Raw genomic sequence first — 22,083 nt, 5'->3', positions numbered from 1 at the left:
GCTGCTCATGGCAACCGTTCTCTATTAATGTCGTTAACTCTTTAAGTTAAAAACCGGCATCTGCAAAGACTTGGCTAACAATATCTTGTGCCTCGGCTTCGATCTGCTTAAGGTGTTCAACCCCTTTAAAGCTCTCGCAATAAATCTTATAGATCTCTTCAGTACCGGAAGGACGCGCGGCAAACCAACCGTTCGCTGTGGTGACTTTTAAACCACCGATTGCGGCACCGTTACCTGGAGCGTGAGTCAATCGTGCGGTGATTTCATCACCCGCAAGCGTCGTGGCAGAAACCATCTCAGGAGAAAGTTTCTTCAGCACATTTTTTTGCTCTGTATTGGCGACAGATTGCAAGCGGCTATATTGAGATTCGCCATGTTTCGCGGCGAGTTCTTCATAATATTGTTGCGGGTTCTTACCCGTCACAGCGGTGATCTCCGCAGCAAGAAGACACAAGATAATGCCGTCTTTATCCGTTGACCAAGGTGTACCGTCTTTTCTTAGGAAAGACGCGCCCGCGCTCTCTTCACCGCCAAAACCAAACGACCCATTATAAAGACCATCAACGAACCATTTGAAGCCCACTGGGACTTCACATAATTCACGACCAAGATCAGCAACAACACGGTCAATCAATGCACTTGAAACCAAGGTTTTACCAACGGCTACATCCGAACCCCAACCCTCGCGGTGACGATATAGGTAATCAATACACACCGCCAAGTAGTGGTTTGGATTCATCAAACCCGCTGGCGTCACGATACCGTGGCGATCATAGTCTGGGTCATTACCAAAGGCTAAGTCGTAGTCATCTTTCAGCTCCAGCAGACCTGCCATTGCGTAAGGTGAAGAGCAGTCCATACGAACCACGCCGTCTTTATCCAATGACATAAACTGGAAGGTTGGATCGATAGCTTCATTCACTAAGGTCAGATTTAACTGGTATTTTTTAGCAATTTGACGCCAATAATCAATACCAGACCCGCCAAGTGGGTCAACACCCATTTTAAGATCCGCCTTCTGAATCGCTTCCATATCAATAACGTTAACTAAGTCATCAATATAAGGTGCCACCAAATCTTTCGCCACAAACAGTGAAGAGGCAACCGCTTGAGCATAAGGCAGACGTTTTACATCACTCATCCCATTGGCAATAATTTCGTTGGCTCTATCTTCAATCGCTTGAGTTAACTCGCCTTCTGCTGGACCACCGTGAACAGGGTTATACTTAATGCCGCCATCTTGTGGTGGATTATGCGAAGGGGTAATAACGATGCCGTCAGCTTTGGCTTGGTTAACTTTATTGTAGGTAAGAATCGCATGCGAAATACCTGGGGTGGGCGTGTAACCGCTATTTTCCTGCGCTATGACTTCAACACCGTTGGCAACCAATACCTCAACAACGTTAGCAAACGCTGGCTCAGACAAAGCGTGAGTATCTTTACCCACAAACAAAGGACCAGTTATGCCCTGTGCGGCTCTCACTTCTGCCACAGCTTGGGCAATCGCTAGGATGTGGTTTTCATTGAAAGTCGCTTTATCTGCACTGCCACGGTGACCAGAAGTACCAAACTGTACTTTCTGTTCTGCATTGCCCGCTTCTGGTTGGATCAGAAAATAGTTGGCAACGAGTGCTGGAATGTTATGTAGATCTTCTTGCAAGGCTTTCTGCCCGGCGCGAGGATGGTTAGCCATAGGGGACGTCCTTTTAAAAATTAAGCTAAAAAGTAAAAAACCTCATAATATCCATTAAATATGAACATTATGAGGTGAAAGCTAAATCCTAGATAGCGTTGGTGACCTTTTCGATGACTTCCGCGGGAAGTAACATCATCGTCATCACCTGTTCAACCATCTGCCGTTTTCGACTTGTATTGGTATTCGTTATGACCCAAAACGGTGTATTAGGAATGGATTTTGGTTTGGTGGTGGTGCCACTCGCCAATAAGGTTTGTTCATCATTGGCAAAATATACGCGCTTACGACCTTTAACCTGAGTTGCCTCGGCAAAACTGGTTGGCTCAATACGATACAGCGTTGACAATACCAGCATAAAACGATCAATCGCTTTGTTAAGTCCTGCAAACTCATCAGAAATCAACAATGAGCGGATCTCTTTAACTGCATCGGTTTTCTCAAATACCGGTGCCGGGACATCTTTGCTGACAACAATAGTTTTCGCGGTAGCCGGTTTCTGTTCCGTTTCAGAGGCATCAACATTAAGCAGACGTCTTAAGATATCTGAAGCACTCTCACCAATGTGGTGGGTTTGACTGGCAATGTAACGGTATAGATCCTCATCAACCTCAATTGTTTTCATTCGCTTTTCACAATCTCTATGTTTAAACTCTGACTGATTATAACGAGTTCCTTTATGAACCTCCACGTTAAACACATCACGAATAACAGAAAAATGTCAGCTTTATTAAATTACAAAAGAGAAGGTCAAGGAAAACCACTGATTCTGCTACACGGTCTTTTTGGTGATCTGAACAATTTAGGGGTGCTTGCTCGCGACCTAAAACAGGACTTTGATGTTGTCAGCATTGATTTGCGCAACCACGGTCAGTCCTTTCATCGTTCCCAGCATAACTACCCAGCAATGGCACAAGATGTTGCAGAACTCCTTAAGCATCTCAACATCGATAATCCCATTGTGGTCGGTCACTCTATGGGTGGCAAGGTGGCGATGAAGTTGTGCGATTTACCGTTAACAATCGACAAATTGATCGTATTGGATATGGCGCCGGTAAAATATCTTCAGCGGCGGCATGATGCGGTCCTAGCTGGGTTAACTGAAGTGGCGAACAACCCCGTACCGGATCGGCGCAGTGCCCTCGCATTGATGGCAAAACATATCGAATTAGAAGGTGTGCGCCAATTTTTAGCCAAATCCTTAGACAAACAGGATGGCAATATGTGCTGGAAGTTTAATCTTGAAACATTAAAGCAAGAGTATATGAACATTCTTGACTGGCAGCCAATTGAACAAACTGATGTGGCTACGCTGTTTGTCAAAGGCGGGGATTCCGACTACCTTCTATCTGAACATCAACCGCAAATTCAAGCACAGTTCAACAACGCTAAAGCGCACATCATTGCCAACACTGGGCATTGGTTACATGCCGAAAAGCCGATTGAAGTGCTGCGAAGTATGCGTAAATTTTTAGGTCATTAAGATCATTGAAAGCGAATATTCAGATGACAATAAGAGTCATTAACTTTGTGTTCCAACAATGATATAGTTCAGCGTTAGCATTTTTGGCATACAAGGAACACCATGCTATACGACTACATTGATAAGTTGGAGTCCATAGGACTCGATTTATTATTTGCTGCCATCTTCTTTTTGATTGGTATGGCAATCAAAGATGTATTAAAACAAGGCAATGTGCCGGTTTTTGGACGTCGTATCGTTTGGCTTGTACTGTTTTTAGGGTGTGCAGGATTTATAGCAAAAGGTCTTATACAGCTTAGCTGGGAAGGCTCGGGGCTAAGTTAAAACATGATTAACGCGTAATAAAACTACCCCATCAGAGAATTTGAAAAGGTACTGAATCTATGGCAAGTGTAGGTCTATTCTTTGGTAGTGATACTGGTAATACAGAAGCTATTGCAAAGATGATCCAAAAAGAATTGGGTAAACAACTCGTTCACGTACAAGATATCGCAAAAAGTAGCAAAGAAGACATCGACAACTTTGATCTACTGCTTCTGGGTATCCCAACTTGGTATTACGGTGAAGCACAAGCCGATTGGGATGACTTTTTCCCAGAGCTAGAAGCCATCGATTTCTCAACCAAACTGGTTGCTATCTTTGGTTGTGGTGACCAAGAAGATTACGCAGAGTACTTCTGTGACGCAATGGGTACTGTCCGCGATGTCGTTGAAGCGAAAGGTGGCACTATCATTGGTCAAACTTCAACCGACGGTTACGAGTTTGAAGCGTCTAAAGCACTCGTCGAAGGCGATGAGTCACAATTTGTTGGTCTATGTATCGATGAAGATCGTCAACCAGAACTCACTGAAGAACGTGTGAGTAACTGGACTAAGCAACTTTATGAAGAGATGTGTCTGTCGGAACTCGAAGACTAATCATTCGATCATTTTCGTAACAAAAATGCCTCCTTCATGAATGAACGGAGGCATTTTTTATTGAGATGTCGATATTTCTTCGTTATCCGAGAGCGGTTTTTCTCGATACTTGCGCTTTTTACGCACGTACAGTTTACGCTGAATCGTGGCAACGATTTTTCCCTGACTATCGGTGATATGGGTAGTGAACTCAGGAAAGCACTTCTCGCCAGTCGCCGTTTGTCGAACGATATCATCGACAACAGATTGGGAAATAATAAATTCTGCTTCGAGGTAGGAAAGTCCGGGGCTAATAAAATCAATGCTCGCCTCTTTGTCCCACACGTAATACTCTTCACGCAAAATACCAATTAACATCGACGTATAGATGGGATCCGTCATGGAGAAAATACTGCCTCCATACTGTGAACGATTGACATTTTTGTTCCACCAGCGAAATTTCAATCGTACTTTGACACAGGTAAAGTCTTCACTAATGCTGACAATACGAATGCCTGCTCCCCAAAACGGCGGCCAAAGATTAAGCGCGAGCTTGACCCACTTTGGCCTGTACCACTTTTCTATTCGTCTATCCATGCTAACCACCCTTACAAATGTAAATAAATTGTAACTGGTCAGATGTGATTGTAAAGTGACATAGCGCTCTTTCTCAGGCTATAGTAAGTAACCCCTTGAAGTTCGCGGTTTATTGTTTTGTATTAGTACCCTATAATGTATCGATTATAAAATCTGTTTATAACTGCAGCCCACCACAGGAAAGTATATGTCAGACAACAATAAAGCTCTTAAGGATGCGGGACTTAAAGTCACCCTACCTAGGCTAAAAATTTTGGAAGTACTGCAGAAACCAGAATTCCAACATATTAGTGCAGAAGATCTGTATAAAAAACTCATCGATATCGGTGAAGAGATCGGTCTTGCCACCGTTTACCGCGTTTTGAACCAATTTGATGATGCTGGAATCGTTACCCGTCACCACTTTGAAGGCGGTAAGTCAGTGTTTGAACTATCAACGCAACACCACCACGACCACCTTGTGTGCTTAGATTGTGGCGAGGTTATCGAATTCTCTGACGACTTGATTGAAGCTCGTCAAAAAGAGATCGCCGCTCGTTACAGCATCGAACTCACCAACCACAGCCTATATCTTTATGGTAAATGTATCGGTGGAGCGTGCAAGACCAACCCAGACGCACATAAAGCGAAGTAATTGTTGGTTTTGCTCAGCTAATAATTTTCACTTTATAAAACGCAAAAAACCTATCCAATGGATAGGTTTTTTTATGTAAGTCACCATTTCTGATGACCTACTTATAATGACTGGCTTCTAATGACTGCCCTTAAGGACAGATAGACGCATGATTAGCCGTCAATCTTGGCCCAAGTATCACGAAGACCGACAGTGCGGTTAAACACTAATGCCTCAGGTTTAGAGTCTTTCGAGTCAGCACAGAAGTACCCCGTGCGCTCAAACTGGAAACCCGCTTCAGGTTTCGCTTCCGCTAAGCTTGGCTCAACAAAACCGTTAAGAGTGACCAGTGACTCTGGATTGATCGTTTCCGCAAAGTTGTCTGCCGCCGCTGGGTTAGCCACGGTAAACAAGCGATCGTACAGTCTGATTTCTGCTGGAAGACCTTTGTCTGCGGATACCCAGTGAATCACACCTTTTACTTTGCGACCATCCGCTGGATTTTTGCCAAGCGTCTCTGGATCATAGCTACAGAAAATCGTCGTGATATTGCCCGCTTCATCTTTCTCGATTCGCTCGGCTTTAACCACATAAGCACCACGTAGACGAACTTCTTTGCCTAGAACAAGACGCTTATACTTCTTGTTCGCTTCTTCACGGAAATCGTCGCGTTCGATCCATACTTCACGTGTGAATGGCACTTCACGCACACCCATTTCTTCGTTATTTGGGTGGTTAGCCATCGACAAAGTTTCAACCTTGTCCTGCTCGAAGTTTTCAATCACTAGCTTGATGGGCTCCAACACAGCCATTGCACGCGGTGCATTGCTGTTAAGATCATCACGAACACAAGATTCTAGAGAACCAAATTCAATCATGTTCTCTTGCTTGGTCACACCGATACGCTTACAAAACTCGCGAATTGATGCTGGCGTAAAACCACGACGGCGTAGACCTGAAATCGTTGGCATACGTGGGTCATCCCAACCATTAACCAATTTTTCAGTCACTAGTTGGCTTAGCTTACGCTTAGACATCACGGTGTATTCAAGGTTTAGACGGCTGAACTCGTATTGACGAGGTTGGCAGTCGATAGTGATGTTCTCTAACACCCAGTCGTAAAGACGACGGTTGTCTTGGAATTCAAGGGTACATAGTGAGTGTGTAATCCCTTCCAGCGCATCAGAAATACAGTGAGTGAAGTCGTACATTGGATAGATGCACCACTTATCACCGGTTTGATGGTGAGAAGCAAAACGCACACGGTAAAGTACCGGATCACGCATCACCATAAATGATGACGACATATCGATTTTAGCGCGCAGGCATGCCTTGCCTTCCTCGAAACCACCGTCACGCATTTTTTCAAACAACGCTAGGTTTTCTTCGACGCTACGATCACGATATGGGCTCAGTTTACCCGGCTGCGTTAGCGTACCGCGATATTCACGGATCTCATCAGCACTTAACTCTTCAACGTAAGCAAGACCTTTGTTGATCAGCTCTACCGCATAACCATACAGCTTGTCGAAGTAGTTTGACGAGTAGCAAATATCACCAGACCAGTCAAAACCCAACCAGCTTACATCGTTTTTAATCGACTCAACGTATTCAACATCTTCTTTCTCTGGATTGGTATCATCAAAGCGAAGGTTGCACTGTCCCTGGTAGTCCTGAGCAATCCCAAAGTTCAAACAAATGGATTTTGCATGCCCGATATGCAGATAGCCGTTTGGCTCTGGCGGAAAACGGGTATGGACACTGGTATGCTTACCATCAGCTAAATCTTTATCGATAATTTGACGGATAAAGTTCGATGGACGAGCTTCAGCTTCACTCATCTATAACACCTCTAAGTTTTAGTATCGTCGAAATATAATCTGCAATGATCCACAATTATTCTGAAAAGCTCAACAAGAACTCGCACTTTCATTGGATTATTTTAGTTAACCTTGTCTTTAAATCGCAAAAAAGCCTCACAAGGAGGCTTTTCTCACACATCAGCGGCGGTTAATGCTGTTTGCTGACCACTAAATCATCAACACACAACTGATTCATCTCACCGGCAATGATTTCAGCAAGGGGACCAAGCACCACTTGGACAGCGCCATTTCCAAGCTTAATCACACCCGCTGCACCTAATGCGGTCAATTGTTTTTCGTCCATCAAAGAAGCATCATTCAGTACCAATCGAAGACGAGTGATACAGGCATCAATGGAAGCTAAGTTCTCTTTGCCACCTAGCGCTTGGATGTAGTGACCCGCGAGCTCGGTTTTATCTGACGTTTCAACCACACGAGTTGTCGTATCTTCATCTTCACGACCCGGTGTCTTCAAGTTGAACTTGGTTATCGCAAAGCGGAACACTGAGTAGTAAATCATGAAGAAAACCAAACCTTGCGCAATCAGCATGTACCAGTTAACAGCAAGTGGGTTGCGGCTTGATAACACCATGTCCACAAGACCAGCTGAGAAACCGAAACCAGCAATCCACTGCATCGATGCTGCGATGAACACTGACACACCGGTCAGTACCGCGTGCAACAAGTAAAGTACTGGCGCCAAGAACATAAATGAGAATTCAAGCGGCTCAGTCACACCAGTAAAGAACGAGGCAAAACCAGCGGCAATCATAATTGAAGCGACTTTTTCTTTGTTCTCTGACTTAGAGGTGTGATAGATAGCTAATGCTGCACCTGGCAGACCAAACATCATAATTGGGAAGAAACCCGCTTGGTACATACCCGTGACACCCTGAACCGCAACACCCTCAGCAATCGACTTTGCGCCACCAAGGAAATTAGGAATGTCGTTAATGCCCGCCACATCAAACCAGAATACGGAGTTTAGTGCATGGTGTAGACCGACAGGAATAAGAAGGCGGTTAAAGAAAGCGTAGATACCTGCGCCGACAGAACCCATACCTTGAATCGACTCGCCAAACGAGACCAATGAGTTATAAACCGTCGGCCAAACGTACATCAAGATGAAAGCAATGAAAATACCCGCAAAAGAGGTCAAGATCGGCACCAAACGCTTACCAGAGAAGAAAGCCAACGCTTTGTGCAGCTCAACTGTCGAGTAACGATTGTAGATTTCAGCCGAGACAATACCAACTAGGATACCGACAAATTGGTTATTAATCTTAGCAAAAGCCGCTGGCACCGCTTCAGGCGCAATCCCCTGAATTTGTGCCACGGCTGCCGGAGAAAGTAGTGTCGTCACCACCAAAAAGCCAACAAAACCTGCCAGTGCTGCCGAGCCGTCTTTATCTTTAGACATACCAAACGCAACACCAACCGCAAACAGCACCGACATATTGTCGATAATTGCGGCACCCGCTTTGATCAGGAAAGCCGCAAGCGCAGAGTTCGCGCCCCAACCATTAGGATCAATCCAATAACCAATCCCCATTAATATTGCTGCCGCTGGTAAAGTAGCAACCGGCACCATCAATGCCTTACCTACTTTCTGAAAGTACCCTAGTATATTCACGTTACTACCCTCCGAATAAATAATATTCTTTGTAGGACTTATCTTAGCCCTTCAAATTAGTCCTACAAAGAATATGTCAGTTAATTCGCATCGCAAATTATACCCAGTAATAATGTGACTTAGATCCCCTAAAATGGTGAGATTTAGATTAATATGCTAGCTAGATCATAAAACTTATTTTATCATCTAAATAATCTTCTTTGTGTGGTTATGATTGCATGACAGATAGTGGGAACACTTGGGAAAAAAGCAGTGTCGCACAGTGGCAAGGTTCACAAGTGGAATGGCTCACAAGTGGAATGGTCATTCGAGTCTCGAGTCCGTTGTTTCAGCAGTCAAACAACAATATACCTAAGTAATTTGAGCATCTTTCAAGCGTCAATCTACTTAGGTATATGAAATTGAAAATTTAGGAATCATCAACTATGTACGCATTAACCAATTGCAAAATCTACACCGGCAAAGACATTCTTGTTGATCATGCTGTTGTTATTGATGGTACAACTATCGATTCTGTTGTACCGCAGGAAGAACTGCCTGAACACCTTGAGATCATCGATCTCAACGGTGCTAACCTATCGCCCGGCTTTATCGACTTACAACTGAATGGGTGTGGTGGTGTTATGTTCAATGACAGCATCACCGCCGAGACCATCGAGATCATGCATAAAGCCAATCTCAAGTCAGGTTGTACTAGCTTTCTGCCGACCCTTATCACGTCATCGGATGAAGATATGAAGTTGGCGCTGCAAGCAGCTCGCGACTATCAAAACCAACATCAAAATCATTCTCTTGGATTGCACCTTGAAGGTCCTTACCTCAATGTAGCGCGTAAAGGTATTCACTCCCCGGATTATATCCGCCACTCAAGTGACGAAATGATCGATTTGATCTGTGCCAACCGAGATCTCGTCGCCAAAGTGACCCTCGCTCCCGAGTTGAACGAGGCTCGACATATCGAGCAACTAGCAAAAGCTGGCATTGTGGTTTCTATAGGGCATACCGACGCCACTTATCAGCAAGCAAGAGCCGGTTTTGACGCGGGTATCACATTTGCCACTCATCTGTTCAACGCAATGACCCCAATGACGGGGCGCGAACCCGGTGCTGTCGGCGCGATTTTTGATACCCCAGATGTGTACGCTGGTGTCATTGTTGATGGATTTCATGTCGATTACGCCAACATACGTTTAGCGCACAGACTAAAGGGCGATAAGCTCGTGTTAGTGACCGATGCCACAGCACCAGCCGGTGCTGAGATGGATTACTTTATTTTTGTCGGGAAGAAAGTATATTACAGAGATGGAAAGTGTGTTGATGAAAACAACACTTTAGGTGGTTCCGCACTGACCATGATTGAAGCGGTACAAAACACGGTAGAATATGCAGGCATAGCTTTGGACGAAGCATTGAGAATGGCCACACTCTATCCTGCCAAAGCAATTGGTGTGGAGAGCAAACTGGGTCAAATCAAAAAAGGGATGGTGGCGAACTTAACCGTGTTTGATCACAAGTTTCACGTTCAGAGCACCATAGTTAACGGACAATACGAGCAAAATTAAATATGAATGGCGGACAGATAGGTAACGTAGACTTAGTTAAGCAACTGAATGGCGCAGCAGTATATCGACTTATTGACCAACACGGTCCGATATCACGCATCCAAATCGCCGATGTCAGTCAACTTGCGCCGGCCAGCGTTACCAAAATCACCCGCCAACTTCTTGAACAAGGTCTCGTCAAAGAAGTGGCTCAGCAAGCCTCAACCGGCGGTCGCCGAGCCATTTCCTTAACGACTTCGGTGGAGTCCTTCCACTCGATTGCCATCCGTGTGGGCAGGGATGATATTCAACTGTCGGTTTACGATCTGGGCGCTAAGCTTATCGCTAACGAACATCATCATTTTGCATATCAAAGCGAGAGTGAACTGATCGATGGATTAGTCGCTCACATCAAACGCTTTCTCTCCAATCATCAAAATAGAATCGACCAGCTTATTGCTATTGGCATTACCCTATCAGGACTCATCGATCCGATCACCGGTGTGGTCTCTTATATGCCCAATATTGATATCAATAAACTGGAGTTATCCAATATCATCAATGAAACATTTTCTGTTTCATGCTTTGTGGGCAACTACACTCGTGGACTCGCCCTCGCGGAACACTATTTTGGCGCTAGTCAAGACTGCCAAGACTCTATTCTAGTCAGCGTCCATCAAGGAACAGGGGCGGGTATTATCGTTAATGGGCAAGTGTTCTTGGGCAGCAACCATAATGTTGGGGAGATAGGTCATATTCAGATCGACCCTCTGGGTACTCAATGCCAATGCGGCAATTTTGGCTGTCTAGAAACTGTCGCTTCAAACCCCGCTATTCTCAAGCGTATTGAGCAACTGATCCAGCAAGGTTACAGCTCTTCGTTAGCCGAATTAATGGATATTGGCATTGATGATGTCTGTGAGCACGCCCTGAATGGTGACGAATTGGCGAAGCAGAGCATTGTTAAGGTTGGCGACCAACTGGGTAAAGTGATTGCAATCACCGTTAATTTGTTTAATCCACAAAAGATCGTCATCGCTGGCGACATCACTGAAGCACACGAGATTTTGTTCCCTGCGATACGTCGCAATGTGGAGAACCAATCGCTTACCACTTTCCACACCAATTTGCCGATTGTCGCCTCACAGCTCGACAAACAGCCCACACTCGGCGCATTCGCCATGATAAAGCGAGCGATGCTTAATGGCGTTTTGTTACAAAAACTACTGGAAGTTTGAGCCTCGATAGTGAAATCACTTGAGTAACTTGGTTACAATGGGGTTTTGCTATCGTTTTATCACAGGTATTCAATCTCTAACCATCAAATTAGAGATTCGCTTTCAACCTCTCGCGACTTGAATAAGCAAGGACTCAAGTCAGGTAGCAAACGGCTCATAACTTATTTAGAAATACTATGGAACTTATTCTAATCACCGTTGCTTTTATCGCTGGCTTTATTGCTATTAAATGCCAGCTTCCGCCGCTAGTCGGTTTTCTCATCGCAGGTTTTGCCCTTAGTCAGTTTGGCTACCAATCCACAGAGAAACTGGTCACTTTTGCCGATCTGGGTGTCACGCTGTTACTGTTCACCATTGGTCTTAAACTCGATATCCGCACGTTATTATCCAAAGATATCTGGGCGAGTGCCACCATTCACAACTTGTTATCGACCTCACTGTTTACGATAATTTTAGTGGGTTTGAAGACGTTAGGGATCAGCAACCTTGCTGGAATGGATTGGGGACAAATGCTATTGCTTGGTTTCGCCCTTTCATTCTCAAGTACCGTATTTGCCGTGAAAACTCTGCAAGAAAAGGGGGATTTAAACGCCACCTATGGCAGTTTAGCCATCGGTATCTTGGTCATGCAGGATGTCTTTGCGGTGATCTTTCTTACCGCCTCGACTGGCAAACTGCCACACTGGTATGCCATCGCCCTCTTTGCTCTACCGTTATTGCGTCCACTGATGGGCAAGATATTGGATAAAGCGGGTCACGGTGAAATGCTGGTGTTAAGTGGCATATTCTTCGCGTTAGTCGCAGGTGCTGGGTTGTTTGAACTCGTGGGGATGAAGCCGGATTTAGGCGCGCTGATTCTCGGTATGCTGCTTGCTTCTCATAGCAAGGCTTCCGAGCTTTCTAAGTCACTGTTTAATCTTAAAGAATTATTCTTAGTCTGCTTCTTCCTCAACATAGGCTTAGCCGTTCAAACCACCGTTGAAGGGATTATTCTTGGCATACTGCTATTAATCCTGTTGCCACTCAAAGGCGCGCTCTATTTCTTAATCATTAATGCCTTTAAGTTCCGAGTACGCACCAGTTTGCTCGCCTCTTTGACCCTGTTTAACTTTAGCGAATTTGGTCTCATTGTTGGCGGACTGGCCTATAAACTTGGCTGGCTGTCTGGCGACCTACTCGTGGCGCTTGCCGTTGCCGTGTCTCTCTCCTTTGTCATCTCCGCGCCAATAAACCGCGTGGCTCATGATCTCTACCGTCGCAGCTCTAAGTGGTTAAAAGAGCATGCTGAAGAAAAAGTGAACCTAAAGGACCAATTTATTCATCCGGGTGAAGCTCAAGTGCTTATCCTCGGTATGGGTCGTATTGGCACCGGGGCATACGATGAAATACATCAAAGATATGGCAAGGTCAGTTTAGGGGTTGAGGTGCGTGAAGATGCCGCTTTGCATCATCGTGAACAAGGTCGAAACGTGATTACCGGCGATGCGACCGACCCGGACTTTTGGGAGCGGATCCTCAATACCGCGCAAGTAAAACTGGTGTTGCTCGCCATGCCTAATCATTTAGGTAATCAGACCGCACTGTCACTGCTGAATCAAACCTCTTTTAATGGGCAGGTTGCCGCCATTGCTGCCTATGCAGATCAGCTGCAAGAGCTTGATGAATTAGGCGTCGATGCCTCCTTCAATATCTACAGCGAAGCGGGGAGCGGCTTTGCACGCAACGTCTGTGATAAATTACAACCGCAGCTTAAGGACACCGTGTCACGCTAAAGTGACCGGCTTGATTTCGTTAGCAAAACAGCGTCAAAATCGAGAAATTGAACACATACTAAACACCAATTAGAAATTATTTAATTAAAATCAAATTACATTAAATAAAATTCACCGCAGCGCACTTTTTGTCATCATTTTGATTGATTTGGGTTGTTTTTTTTTGAGCAAATGGCACATTGAACGGAACAAAAATGTGACTCAAAAATAATAAGGAAGTTGTATGTGTTCTGTCTTTGGCATTTTAGATATTAAAAGTGATGCTGCCTCACTTAGACCGATTGCCCTTGAGATGTCGAAAAAGCTGCGACATCGTGGTCCCGACTGGTCAGGAATTTATTCTTCTGATAAAGCAATTTTGGCGCACGAGCGTCTTGCTATCGTAGGTTTAAACAGTGGTGCCCAACCACTCTACAGCCAAGACAAAAAACACATCCTTGCGGTTAACGGTGAGATCTACAACCATAAAGAGATCCGCGCACGCTATGAGGGTAAATACGAGTTTCAAACCGACTCTGACTGTGAAGTGATTCTAGCGCTATACCAAGATAAAGGTCCAGAAGCCCTGCTTGAAGAGCTGAACGGTATCTTTGCATTCGTTCTTTACGATGAAGAAAAAGACGAGTATCTCGTCGGTCGTGACCACATCGGTATCATCCCTCTATACCAAGGTTATGATGAGCACGGTAACTATTACGTTGCTTCTGAAATGAAAGCACTTGTGCCAGTTTGTAAAACTATCAGTGAATTCCCTCCTGGTTGTTACTACGGCTCTAACGACGTAGAACCCCAGCGTTATTACATCCGCGACTGGAACGAGTATGCTGCGGTTCAAGGTAACAGCACCAGCAAAGAAGAGCTAACCGAAGCGCTTGAAGCAGCGGTAAAACGCCAGCTAATGACTGACGTTCCTTACGGCGTGCTTCTCTCAGGTGGTCTCGATTCTTCCATCACTTCCGCCGTAGCGAAGCGTTTTGCTGCGATGCGTATTGAAGATGACGAGCAATCCGCCGCTTGGTGGCCTCAATTACACTCTTTTGCTGTTGGTCTTGAAGGCGCTCCGGATCTTAAAGCGGCGCGTGAAGTTGCCGACCAAATCGGTACTGTTCACCATGAGATGACCTATACCATTCAAGAAGGTTTGGACGCTATTCGCGACGTTATTTACCATATCGAAACCTATGATGTAACGACCATTCGCGCCTCAACGCCAATGTTCCTAATGGGTCGTAAGATCAAAGCGATGGGCATCAAAATGGTGCTGTCAGGTGAAGGGGCAGATGAAATTTTCGGTGGTTACCTCTACTTCCACAAAGCGCCTAACGCCCAAGAGTTCCATGAGGAAACCGTTCGTAAGTTGCTTGCACTAAACATGTTCGACTGTGCGCGCGCGAACAAATCGCTTGCCGCTTGGGGTGTGGAAGGTCGTGTCCCATTCTTAGACAAAGAATTCATTGACGTTGCGATGCGCTTGAACCCACAAGACAAGATGTGTGGTAACGGTAAAATGGAGAAGCATATCCTGCGTGAATGTTTCGAACACTATCTACCTGAAGCGATTGCTTGGCGCCAAAAAGAGCAGTTCTCGGATGGTGTTGGCTACAGTTGGATCGACACATTAAAAGAAGTGGCTGAAGGCAAAGTAACAGAGCAACAGATGGAAACTGCGGCATTCCGCTTCCCATACAACACGCCAACGACCAAAGAAGGTTATGTATATCGCGAAATCTTTGAGGAGTTATTCCCGCTAGAATCCGCGGCGAAGTGTGTTCCGGGTGGTCCGTCAGTGGCTTGTTCATCAGCGAAAGCAATTGAATGGGACGAGTCGTTCCAAAACTGTGTTGACCCTTCAGGTCGTGCGGTTCAAGCTGTCCACAACGATGCTTATTAATCGAATCTGACACTCAAATTGAAAAGCCTAGCGTTTGCTAGGCTTTTTGTTGTTTAATGCTCAGTTTTTTAATGCTTTGTTTTTTTAATACTCAGTTTTGTACCGTTCTATTGCTTAAAGCTCTGTCGTTAACCAGGATGCCCATCAACTCTTGGGGACACCAACATATAACCGAATTTTAAGCAGAACATGGCAAACGCAAACACCCAAAGCGTCGCACTGATATCAATCAGAATAAATAAATGCTGAGGCCAAAACACTGCTGCGAATCCACGGACCACTGCCGCTAAGATGATCGCGATAAACGCAAGGCTCATGTTGGGTCCCTCATAAATAGCTCGACCGGTATGCCCCATCGTAACCCGAGAAATCATAGCCAGAATCAATCCCCCTAACGCACCGACCGCGAACAGATGCAGCAAGGTATGAGAAGCCAGCGCATCGTCAACCAGACCTCGAGCCAGTAGACTCAATGGCAAACACACATAACTGAGCATCAAAGACCAAACCAAAGGCTCTGAGATCGTTTTCCAAGGCAACCAACGACACCAACGCCAGAGCTGAAATACCCCTGCAACCAGCATCAATGTTGATCCGTATTTCGTCATCCAGACGTGACTAAAACTCAGTAGGAATAGCGCCATCAAGGGGAGGTTTGCCGCCCACTCTAACCATTTCAGTGGCTGTGGCTTGGTGAAGTTAAATCGCTTTGCCGAAAAGAAAGGAATCACCCTGCCACCCATCACTGAAAGCAACAGTGCAAACCACCACAACATCGCTTGCCAGATCGCGCTGGCGCTGACTGCAATGATTCCAGTCAATGCGGTATAGCTTAAAGCATTCGCAATCATGGCCGCCAAGAATAGAGGTACAAAAAAGAGATTACGCCACCCTTTCGCCTTTACCACTCGACTTCCCACTTCATAAGCGAGCGCAACAAGAAATAGCGTCTCAACAAGGGCTGCGACCCAAATCGGTATCGGCAGCCAAAATAACACTCTTGGAATAAGCCAGAGCAGCACCAGTGCAAATAATCTATGGTGTTTTGTACCTGCTTGCCCGGTCCAGTTTTGTACTGCGGTTAACACAAAACCCGCCACAATCGCCATGGCGAAACCAAAGAGCATTTCATGCCCATGCCACCACAGCGACGGAACCTGTAGAGCCTCGGGTTGACCACGCTGGAAAAGATATGCCCACACCGCTATAGAAACAATGGCATAGATAGCACCAAGCAGGAAAAAGGGACGAAAGCCAAGGCGCAACCACGGTGGGATGGCTTGCTCGACTTTATTGTCGGTAATATTAATCATAGGTTGAGTCCATGGTGTAAAACACGCAGTCGTCTTATCGCTTTATTCTTATTCACTTGTTATCAAGTTTACTCATTATCAAGGGTTCGCTGACACCTGAGTAATAATCGCTTCATACAGCAATTGTCTCAACCACTGCACCCTATCTAAATCATGGCGCTGCTTTTTCCATATCATCGAGATATCAAAGTCGGGTACTGGAACGGGAGTAGACACTGTCTTTACATTAGACTGCATTGCACTTATTTGCGCCATTTTTTCCGGTACGATAGCAAGTAACTTTCTGCCCTGAACCAGTTGACCAATCGTTAGAAAGTGACCTGATACCGCTGCAACATTGCGCTTTTGCCCAATAGAATCTAGGTACTCGTCTACCTTACTACGGAACTGACCATCAGGACTGACTAGGCAGTGAGGGGTATCAATAAACTGTTCAATGCCAAGATGTTCAAAGCGCACAAACCTAGGATCATAAATGCAGACATGCTTTTCTGTGTACAGCGTTTGTGACTGATAGTTATCCGGCAACGGTGCAATGCTGCCAATAATCACATCTAGGCTCTGCCGATCATCAACCGCTTGATAGTTGTGTCGATTAACATTAACAAAGCTGATCTTGGCGCAAGGCGCTTGCGACACTATCGCATCGTAAATGCTAGGGGCAAAGATGAACTCGGCATAATCCGTAAGCCCAATTCTAATCGCTCCTTGGTACACTTCCGGATGAAATTCACCACCAGACAAGAGATTGGTTTCAACCAAATTTAATATCTGTTCCACCACCGGAAACAATTCATTCGCCTTTTGCGTAGGCTGCATCTGATGCCCTTTCCTCTCAAATAGAGGATCACTGCATATAACACGAAGTTTGGCTAAGCTATGGCTCATAGCCGATTGACTGACAAATGATTTTTCTGCGGCTAGAGAAACGCTGCGGGTTTGGTAGAGCCGGTAAAACATCGTCAAAAGGTTGAGGTCCACTTTACGCCAATCCACTGCACCTGTATTTATTTCACTCATAGTTACTATGTAGACTATTAATTTGAATCATTGTATCGCACATTCTATTCTCTAAGCTAATTCAAGATCTTCTTTTTACAGGCAGTACAGTGACATCATTATCTCAACAGGCGAATCACAAGGTCTCATTTTTCTCTATTTTTAAGATTTTCTTCAGCTTGGGCTGGGTGAGCTTTGGTGGTCCCGCGGCTCATATTGGCTATTTTCGCCATGCTTTTATTGAAAAAAGGCAATGGCTGACCGATGAAGAATACGGTCAACTGGTTGCTCTCAGCCAGTTTTTACCCGGTCCCGGCTCAAGTCAGGTAGGCTTTGGGATTGGCTATCAAAAAGGAGGATTAACTGGTGGTATTGCTGCTTTTCTTGGCTTTACTCTACCCTCGGTGATCCTGATGTTAGTTTTAGCTATCGTGAGTAGCCAACTGACAGATGCCTCATATTTTCAGCATGTGATTCATGGCTTAAAACTGCTTGCCGTTGTCGTTGTGGCAGACGCGATTCTTGGTATGTACAACAGTTTTTGCCAACAAAAACTCACCATCTCGGTTGCGATTGCTACTGCTGTTGCCTTACTTTTACTGCCAACACTCGCCACTCAGGTGAGCGTGTTAGTCATCGCGGCCTTAATTGGCGGCTACTGCCTGAGCAACACTAAGCCCGTTGAACCGCAAAACTTCTCAATAAAACAAGTATCAATAACGCCACTGGCACTCTTTTTGTTGCTGTTGTTTGGACTACCGTTGGTTGGTCAATGGTCATCTCAAGTTCAGTTATTCTCAGATTTCTATCAAGCTGGCAGCCTGGTATTCGGTGGTGGTCATGTTGTTCTACCCTTGCTGCAAAATATTGTGGGTGATCAACTGAGCCAAGATAGTTTCTTAACGGGTTATGCTGCCGCACAGGCTGTACCGGGTCCCATGTTTACTTTCGCGACTTATATTGGCTACCAGTTGCTGCCAAGCTCTCCAATTGCAGGCGCTTTAATTGCAACGCTAGGCGTGTTTATTCCCGGCTTCCTTTTGTTGATAGCGGTATTGAAGAATTGGCAGCAGTTGGCAAGCCTGCCTAAAATCGCTGGTGCATTAAAAGGGGTTAACGCTGCAGTGGTTGGTCTATTGATCAGTGCCTTGTATCAGCCGGTCTTTACCAGCGCAATCACTGTGCCACTTGACCTAGCTTGGGTGTTGATTGGGGCTTTACTGCTAAAGCAATTCAAACTGCCGATTGTTTGGTTAGTCGCTTTGTTTGCTCTGGCTGGGCTGGCAACGCCCATTGTTCAAAACTTAATCTAAATCAAACAATGCCTCGATTAATACGTTCTCACCTAGTTTATCGCTAACTCAGATCTTAGACTAAATGTAGGGGTGTCTTAATGCCCCTGCATTGTCACATTTGCCACTTGTCCTATCGATAAGCGCATAAAGACATGACCACTGTGCTTCGAACGCAATCAGTTGGAGGGGAAAGCGATGAAAAAGGAAATGACCAATACCCAAGGGTATACAACCCAACCCAAAATCATCTCTGTCAGCAATACGCTAAAGCAGGTGCATCACGACATTGTATCTCAAGCTCCTGATGTTGTTCGAATCGCGGTCGCCCTATACGACGCCGATACTCAAGAGTTAAAAACATTTGCCGATAGCACGCTTCAAGGTAAACCTCTGCTTCGATATAGTGCGCCGATTAGCTCAAAATCTTCGCTGGGCAAATATGTATGCAGACGAAAAGCGCGTGTTATCAATGACCTACAATCTGGATATCAAACGCCATCTTCTCACCAAAATTGGCTTATTGAGCAAGGCTATGCGTCCTCATTGACCTACCCAATCCTGCATGATGGTCAACTTGAAGGGATACTCTTTATCGATGCTAATAGTAAGCAGTTTTTCGATAAGTCGAGTGTTGATGATCTACGTCACTCTACCAAAGCCATCCTTAATTCCGTGATTCAAGAACGTGGTTACATCAAGTCAATGACCGAACTGGGTCAGTCCATGCGCCAAACCACGCTTGAACAGGATAAAGATAGCCGTTCACATGCACAACGTGTTGGGCTCTACTCTGGATTAATCGCGGAGCGATTAGGCGATATCTATCAACTCTCTGATGAATACATCGACCATATTACCCATTTTGCGACACTGCACGATATCGGTAAGTTTTCGGCGTTGAGCACAAATCAAAGCTCTATCTGGCATCAAGATTGGGATGATCGCATTTTAGTGTCGGGACGCGTTCAGCAAGGATTAAACTTAGTCAATCAATTGGCTCAGCAAATAGACGACAATCAATACGCTTGCCATGACCTCCTGCACAGCATCATTCAGCATCACCATGAATATCTTGATGGCTCAGGCTTACCTAATCGATTAAAACATGAACAAATACCTATTGCTGCTCGCATCGTCACAGTGGCGAATATTTTTGATGCTTTGACCAGTGATCGACACTATTGCGAGTCTTGGTCTTTAATTCACGCTTTACTCGAACTTGAGAAGATGGTGGCGCTTGGCAAGTTAGACGGTCATTGTGTTCATGCACTACGCTGCCAGCAAGCCAAAATTAAACCGATTCTTGAATCTCAACCTCTTGCAGTACATTAATTTTTCTCAATGTAATACCAACCATCCGCTTTAAATTCTGCAATAAAAAACGACCAATCGTGACAAAGTTCACGATTGGTCGTTTATCTACTCTGTTTGTGATTTGTTATCACTGTTGATTATTGAACACGCCTTGAAGTCGTCACTGTAAGTGCTAGTATCTTTAAAATAAACAATTAATTAACATAATAATAACTTTTTACTTCTGCCGTACGGAGTCCAATAATGATCATGCCAAATCAACAACCCGCTGCTGGATGTACCCTCCCTCCCCCTAATGAGATGATTCTTAAATGGGCCGAAGAAAAACCTGATGAGATCTATCTAAAGCAGATCATTGATAGAAAGTTTGTCGAATACACTTTTGGCGAAGTCGCTGAGCAGGCTCTCAAACTGGTGAGTGCCCTACAATCACTCGGCATTAAACCAGGAGATAAGGTCGCACTTGTCTCGAAAAACTGCGCTCAATGGTTTATCTGCGATCTCGCGATGATGCTAGGTGATTTTGTTAGCGTGCCTATTTTCCCTACCGCCGGTGCAGAAACGATTGAATATTGCGTTACCCATAGTGAGAGTAAAGTCCTGATCGCAGGGAAGCTTGACGACCCAAAAGCCACGGCAGAGGTGATTGCAAAGCTACCCGATATTGTGAGCATATCGCTACCTTACGATACCGCCCCAGACTGCACTTACACTTTTGAGCAACTTCTTAAACAACACGCTCCAAGTGCAGACCGACCCAGCCACTATGACGACAAATTGATGTCTATCGTTTACACCTCCGGTACTTCCGGTGTGCCCAAAGGGGCGATGTTGACCTATGGCGCGTTCTCATGGTCGGTACAACGTTTGATTGACCACATCGGCATTGTAGAAAGCGACCGACTGTTCTCTTATCTTCCACTCGCTCATATCACCGAACGAGTTTATATTTTTGGTTCTTCGATTATGGGTGGCGTCGTGACCGCTTTCCCTGAATCTCTCGATACCTTTATCGAAGACGTTAAGATGCAGCGTCCCACCCTGTTTATCTCCGTTCCAAGGCTTTGGACTCTTTTCCAACAACGTATTCAGGATAAGTTGCCTCAGAAACGACTCAACATTCTCATGAAAATCCCGCTAGTAAACTCGCTAATCAAAAAGAAGTTAGCCGATGGATTAGGTTTGGATCAAGCACGAGTTCTAGGATGTGGTTCGGCTCCCGTCTCGCCCGCCCTGCTTGAGTGGTATCGCAGTGTCGGTCTGAACATTACCGAGGCGTGGGGAATGACAGAGTCTTTCGCCTACAGTACGCTAAATTACCCATTTAGAGCGGATAAAATCGGCTCGGTGGGTAACGCGGGACCGGGTATCGAACTGAAAATTGCAGAAGATGAGGAAATCATGGTAAGAGGACAAGGTATGTTCTCTGGCTATTACAAAAACAGCGAGTCTTCACAGCAAGCATTCGACCATGAAGGATGGCTACATACTGGTGATATCGGCTTTATCGACAATGATGGCTATCTCACCATTCAAGGTCGTAAAAAAGACACCTTCAAAACCGCTAAGGGCAAATTTGTTGCTCCTGTACCGATTGAGAAAAAGTTGTTCGAATATAGTCGAGTGGAGATGCTCTGCTTAATTGGTCTGGGTCTGCCGGCACCGATTCTTCTTGTCGTTCCTCATGACTTCCCTAATTTCGACAAACAGCGCTATGCGCGTACTGCACAACGAGTGGTAGAGAAAATGAATCAGCAGTTGGAGTCACATCAGCAGATTAAAGGCGTGTTAATGGTGCAAGATCCTTGGAGTATCGAAAATGGATTACTCACACCCACTCTAAAGATTAAGCGTCATCTGCTTGAACAGAAATATCATGACATTGGGCAGAACTGGCCAAAAAACCAATTAATTGTGTGGGAACAAGACCTTTAGGTAATCGT

At 45.2% G+C, this 22,083-nt stretch carries 18 protein-coding genes; 11 read left to right on the top strand and 7 right to left on the bottom strand.

Annotated elements, in window-relative coordinates; genetic code table 11:
- Positions 1–46: 46 nt before the first annotated feature.
- Positions 47–1,693, bottom strand: a complete 1,647-nt coding sequence (pgm, locus tag L9Q39_RS03525; RefSeq protein ID WP_237483745.1) for a phosphoglucomutase (alpha-D-glucose-1,6-bisphosphate-dependent) — start codon at positions 1,691–1,693, stop codon at positions 47–49.
- A gap of 88 nt (positions 1,694–1,781) precedes the next feature.
- On the bottom strand, positions 1,782–2,318 hold the full coding sequence (gene seqA / locus L9Q39_RS03520; protein WP_237483744.1) for a replication initiation negative regulator SeqA: 537 nt from the start codon (positions 2,316–2,318) through the stop codon (positions 1,782–1,784).
- A 93-nt stretch (positions 2,319–2,411) separates the two neighbouring features.
- On the opposite strand from seqA, the gene L9Q39_RS03515 reads away from it, so the two are divergent.
- The 3 genes from L9Q39_RS03515 to fldA all read left to right on the top strand — a co-directional run bounded on the left by L9Q39_RS03515 (position 2,412) and on the right by fldA (position 4,093).
- Entirely contained in the window at positions 2,412–3,176 is a 765-nt protein-coding gene (locus L9Q39_RS03515) for an alpha/beta fold hydrolase (protein WP_237483743.1), read from the top strand.
- 102 nt (positions 3,177–3,278) lie between these two features.
- Positions 3,279–3,500, top strand: a complete 222-nt coding sequence (locus L9Q39_RS03510) for a DUF2788 domain-containing protein (RefSeq protein ID WP_237483742.1) — start codon at positions 3,279–3,281, stop codon at positions 3,498–3,500.
- 59 nt (positions 3,501–3,559) lie between these two features.
- Entirely contained in the window at positions 3,560–4,093 is a 534-nt protein-coding gene (gene fldA, locus L9Q39_RS03505; protein ID WP_237483741.1) for a flavodoxin FldA, read from the top strand.
- A 57-nt stretch (positions 4,094–4,150) separates the two neighbouring features.
- Here the strand turns inward: fldA and L9Q39_RS03500 are convergent, their stop codons facing one another.
- A complete protein-coding gene (locus L9Q39_RS03500) occupies positions 4,151–4,669 on the bottom strand; it encodes a DUF4442 domain-containing protein (protein WP_237483740.1) in 519 nt (172 codons plus the stop codon).
- A 187-nt stretch (positions 4,670–4,856) separates the two neighbouring features.
- Between L9Q39_RS03500 and fcrX the strand changes: the two genes are divergently transcribed.
- Entirely contained in the window at positions 4,857–5,303 is a 447-nt protein-coding gene (gene fcrX, locus L9Q39_RS03495) for a ferric iron uptake transcriptional regulator FcrX (protein ID WP_237483739.1), read from the top strand.
- 152 nt (positions 5,304–5,455) lie between these two features.
- Here fcrX and glnS read toward each other — a convergent pair whose 3' ends face one another.
- Together glnS and nagE are read right to left on the bottom strand one after the other, a co-directional pair.
- The gene (gene glnS, locus L9Q39_RS03490; RefSeq protein ID WP_237483738.1) at positions 5,456–7,123 is read right to left on the bottom strand and encodes a glutamine--tRNA ligase; all 1,668 of its coding nucleotides are present in this window, start codon (positions 7,121–7,123) and stop codon (positions 5,456–5,458) included.
- 169 nt (positions 7,124–7,292) lie between these two features.
- Positions 7,293–8,777, bottom strand: a complete 1,485-nt coding sequence (gene nagE / locus L9Q39_RS03485) for an N-acetylglucosamine-specific PTS transporter subunit IIBC (RefSeq protein ID WP_237483737.1) — start codon at positions 8,775–8,777, stop codon at positions 7,293–7,295.
- A 425-nt stretch (positions 8,778–9,202) separates the two neighbouring features.
- Here nagE and nagA point away from each other — a divergent pair, with 425 nt between their 5' ends.
- From nagA to asnB, 4 genes are all read left to right on the top strand, one after another.
- Positions 9,203–10,339: an N-acetylglucosamine-6-phosphate deacetylase gene (nagA, locus tag L9Q39_RS03480; protein WP_237483736.1), complete on the top strand. Its 1,137-nt coding sequence runs from the start codon at positions 9,203–9,205 to the stop codon at positions 10,337–10,339.
- Positions 10,340–10,341: 2 nt separating this feature from the next.
- Positions 10,342–11,556: a DNA-binding transcriptional regulator NagC gene (gene nagC / locus L9Q39_RS03475; RefSeq protein ID WP_237483735.1), complete on the top strand. Its 1,215-nt coding sequence runs from the start codon at positions 10,342–10,344 to the stop codon at positions 11,554–11,556.
- 176 nt (positions 11,557–11,732) lie between these two features.
- Positions 11,733–13,328, top strand: coding sequence for a cation:proton antiporter domain-containing protein (locus tag L9Q39_RS03470; RefSeq protein WP_237483734.1), 1,596 nt, complete (start codon positions 11,733–11,735; stop codon positions 13,326–13,328).
- A gap of 223 nt (positions 13,329–13,551) precedes the next feature.
- Positions 13,552–15,219: an asparagine synthase B gene (gene asnB, locus L9Q39_RS03465; RefSeq protein ID WP_237483733.1), complete on the top strand. Its 1,668-nt coding sequence runs from the start codon at positions 13,552–13,554 to the stop codon at positions 15,217–15,219.
- A 128-nt stretch (positions 15,220–15,347) separates the two neighbouring features.
- Here asnB and L9Q39_RS03460 read toward each other — a convergent pair whose 3' ends face one another.
- Both L9Q39_RS03460 and L9Q39_RS03455 read right to left on the bottom strand, forming a co-directional pair.
- Positions 15,348–16,532: an NnrS family protein gene (locus L9Q39_RS03460; protein WP_237483732.1), complete on the bottom strand. Its 1,185-nt coding sequence runs from the start codon at positions 16,530–16,532 to the stop codon at positions 15,348–15,350.
- A 78-nt stretch (positions 16,533–16,610) separates the two neighbouring features.
- The gene (locus L9Q39_RS03455) at positions 16,611–17,552 is read right to left on the bottom strand and encodes a LysR family transcriptional regulator (RefSeq protein WP_237483731.1); all 942 of its coding nucleotides are present in this window, start codon (positions 17,550–17,552) and stop codon (positions 16,611–16,613) included.
- 89 nt (positions 17,553–17,641) lie between these two features.
- On the opposite strand from L9Q39_RS03455, the gene chrA reads away from it, so the two are divergent.
- From chrA to L9Q39_RS03440, 3 genes are all read left to right on the top strand, one after another.
- Positions 17,642–18,844: a chromate efflux transporter gene (chrA, locus tag L9Q39_RS03450; protein ID WP_237483730.1), complete on the top strand. Its 1,203-nt coding sequence runs from the start codon at positions 17,642–17,644 to the stop codon at positions 18,842–18,844.
- 177 nt (positions 18,845–19,021) lie between these two features.
- Positions 19,022–20,158, top strand: a complete 1,137-nt coding sequence (locus L9Q39_RS03445) for an HD domain-containing phosphohydrolase (protein ID WP_237483729.1) — start codon at positions 19,022–19,024, stop codon at positions 20,156–20,158.
- A 225-nt stretch (positions 20,159–20,383) separates the two neighbouring features.
- The gene (locus L9Q39_RS03440; RefSeq protein WP_237483728.1) at positions 20,384–22,075 is read left to right on the top strand and encodes an AMP-binding protein; all 1,692 of its coding nucleotides are present in this window, start codon (positions 20,384–20,386) and stop codon (positions 22,073–22,075) included.
- Positions 22,076–22,083: the final 8 nt, after the last annotated feature.

The sequence above is a fragment of the Vibrio hippocampi genome, assembly GCF_921292975.1.
GTDB lineage: Bacteria > Pseudomonadota > Gammaproteobacteria > Enterobacterales > Vibrionaceae > Vibrio > Vibrio hippocampi.
This window is presented reverse-complemented; position numbering and strand designations above follow the sequence as displayed.

What these genes read in the sequence shown, in the direction of transcription:
- pgm (WP_237483745.1), bottom strand. Translation starts at nt 1,693, where the DNA reads ATGGCTAACCATCCTCGCGCCGGGCAGAAAGCCTTGCAAGAAGATCTA.
- seqA (WP_237483744.1), bottom strand. Translation starts at nt 2,318, where the DNA reads ATGAAAACAATTGAGGTTGATGAGGATCTATACCGTTACATTGCCAGT.
- L9Q39_RS03515 (WP_237483743.1), top strand. Translation starts at nt 2,412, where the DNA reads ATGTCAGCTTTATTAAATTACAAAAGAGAAGGTCAAGGAAAACCACTG.
- L9Q39_RS03510 (WP_237483742.1), top strand. Translation starts at nt 3,279, where the DNA reads ATGCTATACGACTACATTGATAAGTTGGAGTCCATAGGACTCGATTTA.
- fldA (WP_237483741.1), top strand. Translation starts at nt 3,560, where the DNA reads ATGGCAAGTGTAGGTCTATTCTTTGGTAGTGATACTGGTAATACAGAA.
- L9Q39_RS03500 (WP_237483740.1), bottom strand. Translation starts at nt 4,669, where the DNA reads ATGGATAGACGAATAGAAAAGTGGTACAGGCCAAAGTGGGTCAAGCTC.
- fcrX (WP_237483739.1), top strand. Translation starts at nt 4,857, where the DNA reads ATGTCAGACAACAATAAAGCTCTTAAGGATGCGGGACTTAAAGTCACC.
- glnS (WP_237483738.1), bottom strand. Translation starts at nt 7,123, where the DNA reads ATGAGTGAAGCTGAAGCTCGTCCATCGAACTTTATCCGTCAAATTATC.
- nagA (WP_237483736.1), top strand. Translation starts at nt 9,203, where the DNA reads ATGTACGCATTAACCAATTGCAAAATCTACACCGGCAAAGACATTCTT.
- nagC (WP_237483735.1), top strand. Translation starts at nt 10,342, where the DNA reads ATGAATGGCGGACAGATAGGTAACGTAGACTTAGTTAAGCAACTGAAT.
- L9Q39_RS03470 (WP_237483734.1), top strand. Translation starts at nt 11,733, where the DNA reads ATGGAACTTATTCTAATCACCGTTGCTTTTATCGCTGGCTTTATTGCT.
- asnB (WP_237483733.1), top strand. Translation starts at nt 13,552, where the DNA reads ATGTGTTCTGTCTTTGGCATTTTAGATATTAAAAGTGATGCTGCCTCA.
- L9Q39_RS03460 (WP_237483732.1), bottom strand. Translation starts at nt 16,532, where the DNA reads ATGATTAATATTACCGACAATAAAGTCGAGCAAGCCATCCCACCGTGG.
- L9Q39_RS03455 (WP_237483731.1), bottom strand. Translation starts at nt 17,552, where the DNA reads ATGAGTGAAATAAATACAGGTGCAGTGGATTGGCGTAAAGTGGACCTC.
- L9Q39_RS03445 (WP_237483729.1), top strand. Translation starts at nt 19,022, where the DNA reads ATGAAAAAGGAAATGACCAATACCCAAGGGTATACAACCCAACCCAAA.
- L9Q39_RS03440 (WP_237483728.1), top strand. Translation starts at nt 20,384, where the DNA reads ATGATCATGCCAAATCAACAACCCGCTGCTGGATGTACCCTCCCTCCC.